The sequence below is a fragment of the Amycolatopsis sp. NPDC000009 genome (assembly GCF_055563465.1).
Genome location: NZ_JBVHDI010000019.1, coordinates 96,888 through 110,416 on the forward strand (window position 1 = coordinate 96,888; position 13,529 = coordinate 110,416).

General features: G+C 70.4%; 12 protein-coding genes. 4 read left to right on the forward strand and 8 right to left on the reverse strand.

Annotation, left to right across the window (positions count from 1 at the left end):
* Nucleotides 1–46: 46 nt before the first annotated feature.
* On the reverse strand, nt 47–727 hold the full coding sequence (locus ACZ3HL_RS35135) for an HAD family hydrolase (RefSeq protein WP_465419438.1): 681 nt from the start codon (nt 725–727) through the stop codon (nt 47–49).
* A 177-nt stretch (nt 728–904) separates the two neighbouring features.
* Here ACZ3HL_RS35135 and ACZ3HL_RS35140 point away from each other — a divergent pair, with 177 nt between their 5' ends.
* Nucleotides 905–1,804: a PAC2 family protein gene (locus ACZ3HL_RS35140; RefSeq protein ID WP_465419440.1), complete on the forward strand. Its 900-nt coding sequence runs from the start codon at nt 905–907 to the stop codon at nt 1,802–1,804.
* 219 nt (nt 1,805–2,023) lie between these two features.
* Here the strand turns inward: ACZ3HL_RS35140 and ACZ3HL_RS35145 are convergent, their stop codons facing one another.
* The 3 genes from ACZ3HL_RS35145 to ACZ3HL_RS35155 are packed head-to-tail and all read right to left on the reverse strand — an operon-like array spanning nt 2,024 to nt 4,683.
* Nucleotides 2,024–2,848 (reverse strand): metallophosphoesterase family protein, encoded by an 825-nt coding sequence (locus tag ACZ3HL_RS35145; protein ID WP_192744428.1) that lies wholly within the window; start codon nt 2,846–2,848, stop codon nt 2,024–2,026.
* A gap of 15 nt (nt 2,849–2,863) precedes the next feature.
* On the reverse strand, nt 2,864–4,108 hold the full coding sequence (locus tag ACZ3HL_RS35150; protein WP_465535608.1) for an MFS transporter: 1,245 nt from the start codon (nt 4,106–4,108) through the stop codon (nt 2,864–2,866).
* Entirely contained in the window at nt 4,105–4,683 is a 579-nt protein-coding gene (locus ACZ3HL_RS35155; RefSeq protein WP_465535610.1) for an ArsR/SmtB family transcription factor, read from the reverse strand. The genes ACZ3HL_RS35150 and ACZ3HL_RS35155 overlap by 4 nt, the downstream gene beginning before the upstream one ends.
* Before the next feature lie 151 nt (nt 4,684–4,834).
* Between ACZ3HL_RS35155 and ACZ3HL_RS35160 the strand changes: the two genes are divergently transcribed.
* Together ACZ3HL_RS35160 and ACZ3HL_RS35165 are read left to right on the forward strand one after the other, a co-directional pair.
* The gene (locus tag ACZ3HL_RS35160; RefSeq protein ID WP_465535611.1) at nt 4,835–5,305 is read left to right on the forward strand and encodes a MarR family winged helix-turn-helix transcriptional regulator; all 471 of its coding nucleotides are present in this window, start codon (nt 4,835–4,837) and stop codon (nt 5,303–5,305) included.
* Nucleotides 5,306–5,452: 147 nt separating this feature from the next.
* Entirely contained in the window at nt 5,453–7,060 is a 1,608-nt protein-coding gene (locus tag ACZ3HL_RS35165) for an ABC-F family ATP-binding cassette domain-containing protein (protein ID WP_465535612.1), read from the forward strand.
* A 50-nt stretch (nt 7,061–7,110) separates the two neighbouring features.
* On the opposite strand, the gene mshC is transcribed toward ACZ3HL_RS35165, so the two are convergent.
* The 4 genes from mshC to ACZ3HL_RS35185 all read right to left on the reverse strand — a co-directional run bounded on the left by mshC (nt 7,111) and on the right by ACZ3HL_RS35185 (nt 12,598).
* Nucleotides 7,111–8,349 carry a cysteine--1-D-myo-inosityl 2-amino-2-deoxy-alpha-D-glucopyranoside ligase gene (mshC, locus tag ACZ3HL_RS35170; protein WP_465535614.1) on the reverse strand — a complete coding sequence of 413 codons (1,239 nt, stop codon included), beginning with the start codon at nt 8,347–8,349 and terminating at the stop codon, nt 7,111–7,113.
* Between the two features lie 74 nt (nt 8,350–8,423).
* Nucleotides 8,424–9,188: a MerR family transcriptional regulator gene (locus tag ACZ3HL_RS35175; RefSeq protein ID WP_465535616.1), complete on the reverse strand. Its 765-nt coding sequence runs from the start codon at nt 9,186–9,188 to the stop codon at nt 8,424–8,426.
* Between the two features lie 19 nt (nt 9,189–9,207).
* Complete coding sequence (locus ACZ3HL_RS35180) at nt 9,208–11,163, reverse strand: vWA domain-containing protein (RefSeq protein WP_465535617.1); 1,956 nt, start codon at nt 11,161–11,163, stop codon at nt 9,208–9,210.
* Nucleotides 11,164–11,200: 37 nt separating this feature from the next.
* The gene (locus ACZ3HL_RS35185) at nt 11,201–12,598 is read right to left on the reverse strand and encodes an ATP-binding protein (RefSeq protein ID WP_465535619.1); all 1,398 of its coding nucleotides are present in this window, start codon (nt 12,596–12,598) and stop codon (nt 11,201–11,203) included.
* A 132-nt stretch (nt 12,599–12,730) separates the two neighbouring features.
* Between ACZ3HL_RS35185 and ACZ3HL_RS35190 the strand changes: the two genes are divergently transcribed.
* Complete coding sequence (locus tag ACZ3HL_RS35190) at nt 12,731–13,528, forward strand: hypothetical protein (protein ID WP_465419464.1); 798 nt, start codon at nt 12,731–12,733, stop codon at nt 13,526–13,528.
* Nucleotide 13,529 lies beyond the last annotated feature (1 nt).

Here is a 13,529-nt window from a genome sequence, read left to right on the forward strand (position 1 = left end):
TCACCGACCGCACGGGGCGGGGTCTAGCGGAAATGCGACATGGCGGTCAGGGCAGGAGCGCGGTCAGCGCCGGCACGTCGAGACCCACCAGCGACGAGCGGAACACGCGCCGTTCACCCGGTTCGACGTCGACGTCGTTCGGGATCACCACCACGGTGCAGCCCGCCGCGGCCGCGGAAGCCGCGCCCGGCGGTGAATCCTCGATCGCGACGCACCGGGAAGCCGGGACCCCCAGCAACTCCGCGGCCAGCTGGTACGGCCTGGCGTTCGGCTTGTTCAGACCATCGACCTCGTCGCCGCAGACCGTGGCGGCGAAGTACTCGCGGCCGATCGTGTTGAGCGCGAGTTCGGTCAGCGAGCGTTCGGTGGAGGTGACCAGCGCCATCGGGACACCGTTGGCGCGCAACAGTTCGAGCAGCTCCTGTGCCCCGGGGCGCCACGGGAGCGGGCCGTCGAACAGGTTGGCCGTGCGGTGGCGGATCCACTCCCCCATCTCCGCGATCGACTCGGGCGTCACGGGCCTGGCGCACACTTCGAGGAGGAAGGCGGCCGTGTCGTCCATATTGGACCCGACGAGACTCAGGCGCTGTTCCTCGGTCAGGGTGCCGCCGAGGCTTTCGACGGCCTCGTAGAGCGCGACGTCCCACAGCTTCTCCGAGTCGACCAGCGTGCCGTCCATATCCCACAGCACGGCGGCGAGTCCGTCCAGTGTGGACGGTTCGGTCACGGTTCCCCCTCACGTTCGGATGGACTTCTCCGGCCCACGGTAGCCGAGACGGATTCACGTCGACGGCGAGGTCGCTGCCCGAAATGTCGTGTTACGTCGGCTCCGCGCGGTTCGCCCCGGCGAAACGCCACCGGACATGCCCAACGCCGTACGGCCGCCTGGTCGTAGGCTGGTCCGGTGAGTGAGCCCGTCGACGAGACCCAGCGGCCCGGCCGCGACCACCCGGATGACCACAAGCCGATCATGATCGTCGCCTTCGAAGGATGGAACGACGCAGGTGACGCGGCCAGCCGGGCGGTCGAGCATCTCCAGCTCAACTGGGATGCGACCCCGCTGAGCGAGCTGAGTCCTGACGAGTACTACGACTTCCAGGTCAGCAGACCGACCGTGCGCATGGTGGACGGCGTCACCCGAAGGGTCGACTGGCCGACCACACGGCTCTCGGTATGCCGTCCGGAGGGTTTCAGCCGGGACATCGTGCTGGTCCAGGGGCCCGAGCCCAACATGCGCTGGCGGGCCTTCTGCGCCGAACTGCTGGAGCACATCCAGCAACTGGAAGTCACGACGGTCGTCACCCTCGGCGCGCTCCTGGCCGACACCGCGCACACCCGTCCCGTCCCGGTCACCGGGACGGCGTACGACAAGGACACCGCTTCGCAGTTCGGCCTGGAGCTGAACAACTACCAGGGACCGACCGGCATCGTCGGGGTCCTGCAGGACTATTGCGTGCAGGCGGGCGTCCCGGCGGTGTCGATCTGGGCCGCCGTGCCGCACTACGTCTCGCATCCGCCGTCGCCCAAGGCCACCCTGGCGCTGCTCCACAAGCTCGAAGACGTCCTCGACGTCGAGATCCCGCTCGGCGCGCTGCCCGAGCAGGCCGAGGAGTGGCAGCGGACGGTCACCGAGATGGCCGAGGAGGACGAGGAGATCAGCGAGTACGTCCGGGGGCTCGAGGAGCGCGGCGACGCGGAGACCGAGTTCACGCTGGACGACGTGAGCGGGGACAAGATCGCGGCCGAGTTCGAGCGGTACCTGCGGCGTCGGCGTCCCGGACAGGACGGTCCCGGCCGCGGCTGAGCCTCCGGTCTGGTCCGAAGTCCGTGAAGGCCCCCTTGAGGGACTCTGGGTCTCTCAAGGGGGCCTTCACGGACTGGGACACCAGGTATGCGGCGTGCGTCAAGGCGTAACTCGCGTGCTTAGGCACGTAACTCGCGTGTCTGGAAGCGACACTCGCGAGTTACGCCGCTGATCACGCGAGTTACGCCTTCAAGCACGCGAGTGCGGCGCCACGAGGCGTCAGAAGATGCGCCGCAGCGGGATCGGCCCCCGCGACCGCTTCCGCCACTCACGCGGATAGCCGAGCGAAACCTCCTCGAAGCGCACCCCGTCCGCCTCCGTGGAACGCGGGATGTGCAGGTGCCCGTAGACGGCGACCTCAGCCCGGAAGCGCCGGTGCCAGTCCTCGGTCTCCGTCGTCCCGCACCACAGCGCGAACTCCGGGTAGTACAGCGGCTCGGTCGGGTGACGGTGCAGCGGCCAGTGCGACATGAGGATCGTCCCGTGGTCCTCGGGGATCGCCTCCAGCCGTTCCGTGCTGATCTTCACCCGGTCGGCGCACCACGCCTGCCTGCTGGGATACGGGTCCGGGTGCAGGAAGAACTCGTCCGTGCACAGGACGCCCGCCTCCCGCGCCTGCTCGATGGCCGCCAGCATCGGCAGGCCGTCGGCCGCGGGGGTGCGCCAGCTGTAGTCGTACAGCACGAACAGGGGGGCGATCGTCAGCGGCTTCTCCTGGTGTTCCCACACCGGGTACGGGTCCTCCGGGGTGAGGACGTCGATCTCGCGGCAGCGCTCGACCAGGTGCTCGTAGCGCGCCTGCCCCCGCAGCTGACATTCATCCTTCTGGGTGGTCCACAGCTCGTGGTTTCCGGGCACCCAGACGACCTTCGCGAAGCGTTCGCGCAAGGTCCTGAGCACCCCGATCACGGATTCGGCGCGTTCGGCGACGTCACCGGCCACGAGCAGCCAGTCGTCGGGGGTCCGGGGGACGACCTCGTCGACGAGCGGGGCATTGCCCTCATGGGTGACGTGGAGGTCGCTGGTGGCGAAGAGATGCGGCACTCCACCACCGTAGCTTCACCCGGACCGGGGAACCGCCGGAATCGCGTCACGGCGCAGCCTGCCCGACGCCGACACGCCCAGCACGACCAACGCCGAGACGGTGTGCAGGCCCGCCTGGACGTTCAGCAGGACGCCGCTTCCCAGCACGTCGAGCAGGACGCCCGTCAGCAACGCGCCCAGTGCCGTGAACCCCGCCGTTCCGGCGAAAACGGTGCTCAGGACACGGCCGGAGCGCTCAGGGGACGCGGCGGTCTGGACCAGCGAGAGCAGACCGGAGCCTGCGAGGACTCCGGGGGCGCCGACCAGCCCGAACAGTCCGATGAAGACACCCAGCGGCAGCGACACCGTGAGCGCCGGCAGGTTCCAGATCACCGCCGACGACAGGCCGAGAGCCAGTCCGCCCCAGCCGAGCAAGGCCACGGGCGCGACCTTGCGGGCCACGGTGGCGACGGCGAATCCCGCGGCCAGCCCGCCGAGGGCCTGCACGCCGCGCAGCAGACCGACGTCGCCTTCGGTGCCGTCGAGGATGTCGAGCACGAAGACCACGAACAGGACCAGGAACATCCCCTGCGCCAGGGACGTCAGCACCACGACGACACCGGCGAGCCGAAGGCGTCCTTCGCGGCCGATCTCGCGAAGTCCGTCGATCCAGGCTCGCACCACCGGTTCGTGCGGTCCGGCCGCCTTCGGCGCGGCGACGCGCGGAAACGGGCGCGCCAGCAGGGCCGAGCCGATCACCAGCACGCCGAGATACGCCACCACGACCCAGCCCAGACCACCGAAGCCGAGCAGGAGCCCACCCGCCCAGCCGCCGGCGAGGCGGGCGACGCTGCCGTTGATGCTCATCAGGCCATTGGCGCCGATCAGGTCGCCGGGGGCGACCAGTTCGGGTACGAGCGCGTTGCGGGCGGGTTCGAACAGCGAGGCCAAGCCCGCCTGCGCGGCCATCACCCCGTAGATCACGAAGACCGGGCCGCCGGACGCGACGAACAGCAGCGGCAGCGCCACGAACGCCTGTCCCGCGCACACCACGCACAGCACCAGCCGACGGTTCCAGCGGTCCGCGATCACGCCGGCGACCGGGCTCAGCAGCACGGCGGGCACCAGGCCGAGGACGATGCTCAACGCCGTGGTGGCCGCCGAACCGGTCGCCTGGAAGACGAACACCGGCAGCGCGATCTGCAGCATCCATTCGGCGGTCTCGGAGAAGAAGGCGGCGATCCACAACCGCGCGAAGGCGGGTTCCCTCAACGGTTTCATCTGCTCGGCTTCCCTTCGGCGTCGATGCGGAGGAACGCCCGCAGTCCCAAGTGGACCGGGAGGGCCTCCGCGGGAGCGTCCTCACGGATCGCACCGACGTAGGGCCGCACTAGCGCGTCGATCCCCCGGACCAGCTCCTCCAGCTCGCCGGCGGTGACCCGCAGCGAGTAGTTGTTGATCCCCGACGCGTCCCGCCACTCCTTGCCGAGCCTGTCGGCGGCGTCGAGATAGCGCTCGGTCAGCTCCTTTTCGCGGGCGAGAGTGGTGCCGACGACCGCCAATTGCGCTCCGTGCAGCTCCGGGTCGTCGCCGAACTCGATGCCGACCTGACACGCCCGCCACGGCCGTTCCCGTCCGTCCTCCCCTTCGACCCGCTCCACGAGACCGTGTTGCGCCAGCTGACGGAGATGCCAGCTGCAGTTCGAAGCCGTCGAGCCGACGGCCGCCGCGCACTCGCTCGCGGTCCGCGGGCCGACCGCCATCAGGTGGTCCACCAGCGCCGAACGCAGCGGATGCGCCAGCGCCCGCATCAGCTCGACGTCCTCGATCCGCTTGCGCGGCGGCAACCCGGTCATCGCCCGATCCAATCTGAAAGTACTCTTTCGAAAGTTCTCTTTCAGATTCACAGGTGGCCGTCCGGATGTCAAGTGAGCCTCGATACCCTTGCCAGAGCAGCTGCTGCGCAGTGCAGTAACTGCACAGTTCAACTACTGAGCAAGGAAGCACGTGCCTGACCAGCGAGAACTCGCCACCTCGGCGGCCTTGGAGATCCCCCGCTTCGTCAGCGCGACCGTCCTGTTCCAGACGGCCATGGCGGAGCGGCTCGGGATCAGCGCCACCGAACTGCACGGGCTCCAGCTGGTGATCAGCGGCGCCGCGACCTCGCCGACCCGGCTGGCGCGGGCGCTCGGCATGACCACCGGCGCGGTGACCCGGATGCTCGACCGCATGGAGGCGCAGCATCTGGTCGAGCGCGTCGCCGATCCCGCGGACCGACGCCGGATCGCGATCCGGCCGCTTCCCGACCGGCTGACCGAGGTCGCCGACCTCTACTCCCCCATGGCCCGTTTCTTCGGCGACCGTCTCGGCAGGCTCGACCGCCGCCAGCTGACTGCGCTTCTCGGCGTCCTCACCGACGGACGCGAGTTCGCCGAACAGGAGGCCGCTCGCCTGCGATTCGAAAAGGGGGTTGACTAACGCTACACAGGTTGCGTTAGACTGTCCCCATCATGGACAACTGACATCACGCCTTCCCCGCTCCGAGGCGGCTTCGGTCGAGCACCGCTCCCGTAAGCCATAGGGCCCGGCGGGGTTCCTCATGTCCGAGAAACCCGGTGATGTCGTATGTCTCTTTCCCTGATCGCCAAGGACCTCGTCCACGCCTACGGTGCCCGCGTCGTCCTCGACGGCGTCGACCTGACCGCTTCGGCGGGGCAGCGGCTCGGCCTGGTCGGTGAGAACGGCGTCGGCAAGTCCACGCTCCTGCGCTTGCTGGCCGGGGTCGAAGAGCCGCAGGGCGGCGAGGTGCTGCGGGGCGACGACATCGGCTTCCTCCTGCAGGAGCTGCCTTTCGCGCTCACCGCACGGTTCTCCGACGTCATCGACGACGCGCTCGCCGAAATCCGGCAGGCGGCGGCGAGGCTCGACGAACTGACCGCGGCGCTCACCGATCGTCCCGACGACAAAGCCGTGCTCGATGAGTACGGCACCGTCCTCGAATGGGCCCAGGCACACGACCTGTGGGACGCCGACCGGCGGGCGGAGATCGTGTGCGCGGGCCTCGGGCTCGCCGGGATCGACCCGTCACGCGAACTGGGCACCCTGTCGGGCGGGCAACGGTCGAGGCTCGGCCTCGCGGCGCTGCTGATCCGGCGGCCGGGCACGCTCATCCTGGACGAGCCGACGAACCATCTCGACGACGCCGCGATGGAGTTCCTGGAGCAGCATCTCGCGTCGCTGACCGGGGTCCTCGTGCTGTCGTCGCACGATCGCGTGTTCCTCGACGCGGTGTGCACCGACATCGTCGACCTCGACCCGGCGCTGGGCGGCCCGACCCGGTACGGCGGCACGTATTCCGACTACCTGGACCAGAAGCGGGCCGAACGGGCGCGCTGGGAACAGCGCTACGCCGAGGAACAGGACGAGCTCAAGGAGCTGCGCGAATCGGTGGCCGTCACCGCGCGCAACGTCGCCCACAACCGCCCGCAGCGCGACAACGCCAAGATGCTCTACGACTTCAAGACCGGGAGGGTGCAGAAACAGATCTCGCGCCGGGTCCGCAACGCCCAGCTGCGCCTCGCCGAACTGGAACGCGACCAGGTGCGGAAACCACCCGCGCCGCTGCGGTTCCAGGGCGAGCTGACCGGCGAGCCCGGAGAGGGCAAGACGGCGATCTCCGTGCGGGACATCGAGATCGCCGGACGGTTGCGGCTGGCGACCCTGGACGTCACCACGACGTCGAGGCTCCTGATCACCGGCGGGAACGGCGCCGGGAAGTCGACGCTGCTGTCCGTCCTCGCCGGCTCGCTGGCGCCCGACTCCGGAACCGTCCTTTCCGGACGCGGCGTGCGGATCGGCATGCTGGCGCAGGACGTCGCGTTCGCCGAGCCGGAGAAGACCGCGCAGCGGACCTACGCCGAAGCCCTCGGCGAGGACGCTCCCCCGTTGCGCGGCCTGGGATTGCTTGCCCCGCGCGATCTGGGGACCCGGGTGGGCGCGTTGTCGGTCGGGCAGCGGCGGCGGCTCGCGCTGGCGTTGCTGATCGCCGACCCGCCGGAGGTGCTCCTGCTGGACGAGCCGACGAACCACATCTCGCTCACGTTGGCCGAGGAGTTGTTCACCGCGCTCGATTCCGCGCCGGGTGCCGTCGTCATCGCGTCGCATGATCGGTGGCTGCGGCGCGACTGGGCGGGTGACCACCTCCGGCTGGAAGCCGGTCGCGTCGCCGCGTAGGGCGTTATACACACTGCTGGGGCGGGGAGGTTCCCGCCCCAGCAGTGGCTTCAGAGCTCGATGCCGAGGAGTGCGTCGACCGCGTTCCGGATCAGCCCGGGCGCGGCCGGGTCGGTACCGGAGCGGTTCAGCGCCTGCTCTGCCCAGGCGTCGACGGCCGCGAGCGCCTTGGGCGTGTCGAGGTCGTCGGTGAGGTGGTCACGCAGGCGCGCGACGGTGTCCTCCGCCGCCGGGCCGGTGCCGAGGGAGACGGCTTCGCGCCAGCGCGCGAGGCGTGCTTCGGCGTCCGCTTGCAGCTGCGCGGTCCACGGACGGTCCTCGCGATAGTGGCCGGCGAAGAGCGCGAGCCGGATCACGCCGGGGTCGACCTTGTCGGCCCGCAGCCGCGAAACGAACACGAGGTTCCCGCGTGACTTCGACATCTTCTCGCCGTCGAGGCCGATCATCCCGGCGTGCACGTAGTGCCGCGCGAACGGCCTGTCCCCCGCGACGGCCTCCGCGTGCGCGGCGCTGTACTCGTGGTGCGGGAAGATCAGGTCCGAGCCACCGCCCTGGACGTCGAAGCCGAGGCCGAGGCGGTTGACCGCGATCGCGCTGCACTCGATGTGCCAGCCCGGACGGCCCGCACCCAGTTCGGACTCCCACGACGGCTCTCCCGGCCGTGCCGTCCGCCACAGCAAGGCGTCGAGCGGGTGCCGTTTGCCGGGACGGTCCGGGTCGCCGCCGCGTTCGGCGAAGAACTTCGCCATGGTCTCGGCGTCGTAGTTCGACTCCGAACCGAAGTGCCCGGTCGCGTTGTGCTCGAAGTAGATGTCCGGGTACTCCGCGTCGTCCGCGCGGTACGCGCTGCCGTTCGCCACCAGCTTGGCGATGACCTCGACGATTTCCGGGATGCTCTCGACCGCCCCGACGAACTGCCGCGGCGGGAGCACCCGCAACGCGGTCATGTCCTCGCGGAACAGCGCGGTCTCGCGCATGCCGAGGACGACCCAGTCGTCCTTGTCGCGTTCGGCGCGCTCCAACAGGGGCTCGTCGATGTCCGTCACGTTCTGCACGTAGTGGACGTCGTGCCCGGCGTCCCGCCACAGGCGGTTCACCAGGTCGAACGTCAGGTACGTGGCGGCGTGCCCCAGATGGGTGGCGTCGTACGGCGTGATGCCGCAGACGTACATCCGGGCGGTCGACCCGGGCGCCGTGGGGCGGATCTGCCCCGTCGCCGTGTCGTGGAGCCGCAGCGGACGGGGGGTGCCGGGGATACGGGGCACGTCGACCGATGACCAAGTCTGCATACCCCGACTGTAAGCGGAGCCGCCACGCCGTTCCCGTCCGGTGGGAGACGAACACGGCCGGAGTAATCGATTCGCTATCCCCCGGCCCGTTCGGCGTTGGCGTGGACGGCGTCCCGGATGTACTCGCCGATACCCGGCCGCTGGTCCGGCTCACGCACGAGGAAGCCGAGCTGCACCGGCTCGGTCGCGTACAGCCCGGCGAGCTCCCGGTGCGTCGCGAGGTCGCAGTCCCCCATGAACGCCGAGAGCATCCGGCGGTGCTCCTCGGCGAGGTCCATCGCCTCCCGGCTGCCGGCGGGCGCGCCGGAGTCGAAGACGCTGAGCAGCCGCCGGACCCAGTCCTCCCGGACCTTCTCCGCCTCGATCCATTCCTGTTTGGTGCGCGGCACGGCCGCCGTCCGCCAGTGCGGCGTGTCACCCCACCGGCGGACGGCCTCCTCCGCGTAGCCCTCCGGCTCGCGGAACTCGCCGAAGACCTCGAAACGCTCTTCCGCGGTCAGCGCGGCGCCGGCCTCCTTCGCCGCGATCACCCGCTCGACGGTTTCGGCCATCCGCGTCAGCTCGCCGATCCGGTCGGCGAGCAGCGCCCGCTGGCGCCGCAGGTGCTCCAGCGCGTCCACCGCCGGGTCGTCGATCATCTTCGCGATCGTGTCGAGGCTGAACCCGAGTTCTCGGTAGAACAGGACACGCTGCAGGCGGTCGAGGTCGTCGTCGCTGTAGCTCCGGTATCCCGCCGCCGTCCGCCCGCTCGGGCTCAGCAGCCCGATCTCGTCGTAGTGATGCAGCGTGCGCACGGTGACCCCCGACAGCGCCGCGACCTTTCCGACCGAGTACCCCATCGGGCCAGCGTAAGCGAGTTCAGCGCTTCCTGGTCCGCAGGTAGTCGCCGACCACGGCGGCGCCGAGCCCGTCCAGGTCCGGAGCCACGACACGGCCGCCAGAGCGGCGCGCGATGAGGTCGACGAACTCCGTCAGGCGCGGATCGTCCCCGAGCCGGAACACCGTGACCGACGCGCCCAGCTTCGCCATCCTGTCCACTTCGGACAGGGTTTTGAGCAGGGTCCTCGGCTGCGGCGGATAGTCGAACTCGGCCGTGCCGTCGGGTTCCAGATGCGCCGTCGGTTCGCCGTCGGTGACCATCAGCACCACCGGCTGCGCGTCGGGATGCCGCCGCAGATGCCGTCCGGCCAGGAGCAGCGCGTGGTGGGCGTTGGTGCCCTGTTCCCAAGTTCCCTCCATGCCCACCAGCTCGGCCAGTTCGACCGGCGTCGCGTAACGGCCGAAGGTGATCAGCTGGAGCGCGTCGCCGCGGAACCGGGTGCTGATCAGCTGGTGCAGCGCGAGCGCCGTCCGCTTCATCGGCAGCCAGCGGCCCTCCTGCACCATCGACCACGACGTGTCCACGAGCAGCGCCACCGCCGCGCGGGACCGGTGTTCGGTCTCGACCACCTCGACGTCGGAGACGTCCATCCGGACTCGCCGCTCGCCCACCGAAACCGAACGCAGGACCGCGTTGCGGACCGTCCTGGAGACGTCCCACGGTTGCATGTCCCCGAACCGCCACGGCCTGGTGGCACCGGTCGGCTCGCCCGCGGCCCCGGCGGACTCCGTCTCCCGCTGGCCGGTCTTGCCGCGCAACGCGTTCACGACGTCGGCGAGCGCCGTCTCCCCCAGCCGCCGTAAAGCCTTGGGCGACAACCGGAGCGTGCCGTCGGGAGCACGTTCGAAAAGACCTTGCCGCCGGAGCTCACGTTCCAGTTCCGACAGCCGTCGCGCGTCGACTCCCGCGTCCGGGCCGAGCTGCCGCTCGAGCGCCTCGACGTCGATGTCCTCCAGCCTCGCGCCGGGATAGGACTGGCCGAGCTGTTCGGCCAGCGCGTCCAGTTCGGCGAGATCGGACATCGCCCGGGCGCCTTCGCCGAGGCCGAGCGGATCGTCACCCCGGAAGCGTTCCGACGACGTCCAGTCCTCGCCCGGCCGCAGCGCCCGCAACTGGGCGTCCAAAGTGGACAACTGCTGCGCCAGCCGGGGGTCGCCGAACGCCTGCTGCGACAGTTCCGCCAGTTCGGCCCGCTGTTCCGGCGTCATCGAGTTCAGCATCCGCTGGGCGGCCGCGGCGCGAGCGGCGAGGACGTCGATCAGCTCCTCGACGCTCTTCGGGTTCTCCGGGAAGAACTCGCCGTGCTCGCGCATGAACTCCGCGAACCGCTCCGGGACGTCCTCCCGGCCCTGTGCGTGCGCGGCCAGGAGCGCGTTGAGGTCGGCGAGCATGCGGTTGACCTGCTCGGCCTGTTCCGGCCCGGCGTTCCGCAGCGCCTCCTTCATCCCCTCGAAACGGGAATCCAGCAGCTCACGGCCGAGCAGGTCGCGGATCTTCTCGTAGTTCTCCCTGCCCTCCCGCGAGCGCCAGTCGTACCCGGCGAGTTCGCGCACGGCCGCCGCCGTCCCCGGCGGCAACGCGTCCAGCTGAGCCTCGCGGAAGCGGGCGTCGTCGTCCGGATCGGGGAACAGGTCGCGCCGCTCGGCCTCCAGCGCCTGGTCGAGCAGCCGCTGGACCTCCTGGAGTGTGCCGTCGAGCCGGTGCCGCCGCTGGATCTCCGACCGGCGCTGCCAGAGCCGCCTGGTCAGTTCGTCGAGCCCGGCCGTGCGCGGGGTGCCGCGGCGCAGCAGTTCTTCCAGTGCGGACCGGGGCGAAGCGCCCGCCATGACGTCGCGGCCGATCTCGTCGAGCGCGTCCCGCAGGTCCGCCGGCGGCGCCAGCGGATCCGGGCCGTTGTCCCACGGCCCGTACGAATAACCTTCAGGCAGTGTCATCGCCGCCTCCGCGGGAAAAAGTACGTCGGCGGTAGACTCATCGGCCGTAGACGGTCGTCGAATCGTCGGAGTCCTTGGCGAGTTTCCTCGACAGGAACAGGGATTCCAGCGCCAGTTCGACCGCGGCCGCGATCCGTCCCGCCGGTTCGTCCGGGCCGACGCCCGCACGCGCGGCGACGTCGTGCAGCACGGGCAGCTCCGGCAGTGCGGCGAGGACGTCCTTGCCGGGGACGCGTTCCCCGGTGGCGACCAGATGGCCGGACTCGACGGCGTCGGCCAGCGGCAGCAGATCCAGTCCGGCGAACCGCGAGCGGGCCGTCTCCGCGACCGCCCGGCGCAGCAGGTGCACGAGATGCTCGGTCTCGCGTCCCTCCTCCCCCGGCTCGAACTCGAGCTTTCCGCGCAGGACACCGGGGACCGCGTCGAGATCGACCGGGCGGGCCACGGCGGGTTCCTCACCCGTCAGCGCGGACCGGCGCAGTGCCGCCGCGCCGACCGTTTCCGCCGCGGCGACGGCGAACCGGGCCGAGACGCCCGAACGCTGGTCGATCACCGGGGATTCGCGCAGGTTCCGGACGAACCGCGCGAGCACCTCCAGCAGCGGCTCGCCGACTTCGGCGACCAGGCGGGCCTCCTGCCGGACGACCGCGATCTCCGCCTCGACGTCCAGTGGGTAGTGCGTGCGGATCTCGGCGCCGAACCGGTCCTTGAGCGGGGTGATGATGCGGCCGCGGTTGGTGTAGTCCTCCGGGTTGGCCGTCGCCACCAGCAGTACGTCCAGCGGCAGCCGCAACGTGTAGCCGCGCACCTGGATGTCGCGCTCCTCCATCACGTTCAGCAGTGCGACCTGGATGCGCTCGGCGAGGTCCGGCAGCTCGTTGATCGCCACGATGCCGCGGTGGGCGCGCGGGACGAGTCCGAAGTGGATGGTCTCGGGATCGCCGAGACTGCGGCCTTCCGCGACCTTCACCGGGTCGACGTCGCCGATCAGGTCACCGACCGAAGTGTCCGGTGTGGCCAGTTTTTCCGTGTACCGCTCGTCCCGATGACGCCAGGTCACCGGCAGCGCGTCGCCGAGTTCGGCGGCACGGCGACGCGATTCCGGAGTGATCGGATCGAGCGGATGCTCAGCCAGCTCGGCACCCTCGATGACGGGAGTCCATTCGTCGAGAAGCCCCGCGAGGGTGCGCAGCAGCCGGGTCTTGCCCTGGCCCCGTTCACCGAGGAGGACGACGTCGTGCCCGGCCAGCAACGCTCGTTCGAGTTGCGGCAGCACGGTGCGCGAGAACCCGACGATCCCCGGCCAGGCGTCTTCCCCGGCGCGGAGCTTGGCGAGCAGGTTGTCGTGCAGTTCTTGGTTGATCGACCGCGGCAGGTGGCCCGCCGCGCGAAGGTCCCCGGCGGTCCGGGGCAGGTTTGCGGGAACATCGTTCACCCGTTCGACGCTACGTCGCGACTGTGGCCCCTGTCGACGTGAAGCAACTCCAGCTCCGGCGAACGCGAACGGCAAGCCGGGGTTGACCCTCCCATAGCCGGGTTTCGCCGGAGCACGACTAAAATCAATCCGGTGTGCCGTCCTAGTGCGACCCTCGCGGTCTGGTCTTCGGCGTGGCTGAACGGAGCCGCCGCCTCCGACGACGTCCTTGACGCCCTGCAGGTCTGGGGCGAAGCCCACGACTTCGTCGCCGCGGACGCGGCGGCCGCCGAAGCGTTCGACCTGCCGCTCGCGTTCAACCGGGCCGCGACCCCGGTCCAGCTGATGCTCGCCCTGCGCGCGCAGGGCGCCAAGAGCATGCAGCTGCTGCTCCCGGTCCCCGGCGATGTGCGGGGCCTGGGTGGCGGCGGGCCGTTCACCGAGGCCGCGTTGCGGATCGGAGAGGCCGTCCTGCTGCCGGACCTCGGCTACGGAGTGGTCCCCGAGGCGATCGCCGAAGGGCTCATGCGGTGGACGGTGTACTCGGTACCGATGCCGGGCGTCCTCGAATACCGCCCGTTGGGTGAGGCCGAGCACGGCCTCACCGACGCGATCCGCGCGAGCGCGGGTGCCCTTCAGTCACTGGACGTCGCCAGCGAGCGACCAGGCGTGCGGGCCGAACTCTCGGCGCGCCTGCGGGCCGCCACCGACGCGCCCTGGCCGGCCGGGATGCCCAGCCGGGCGCTGCGGGTGCTCCAGCGTTCCCAGGAGATCGCGGCGATCCTCGCCATCGCCGAAGCCGACGATCCCGGCGGCGCGCTCTCTTCGTCGGCGGCGCTCCGGCGGGCGGAGGCGCTGCGGCCGCTGACCGAAGCGGTCCGCAACGCCCGGTACGCGGCGATCAACGAAGCGGTGCGCGTGTTCGCCGAACAGGCGGACAGGCACCCGTAGG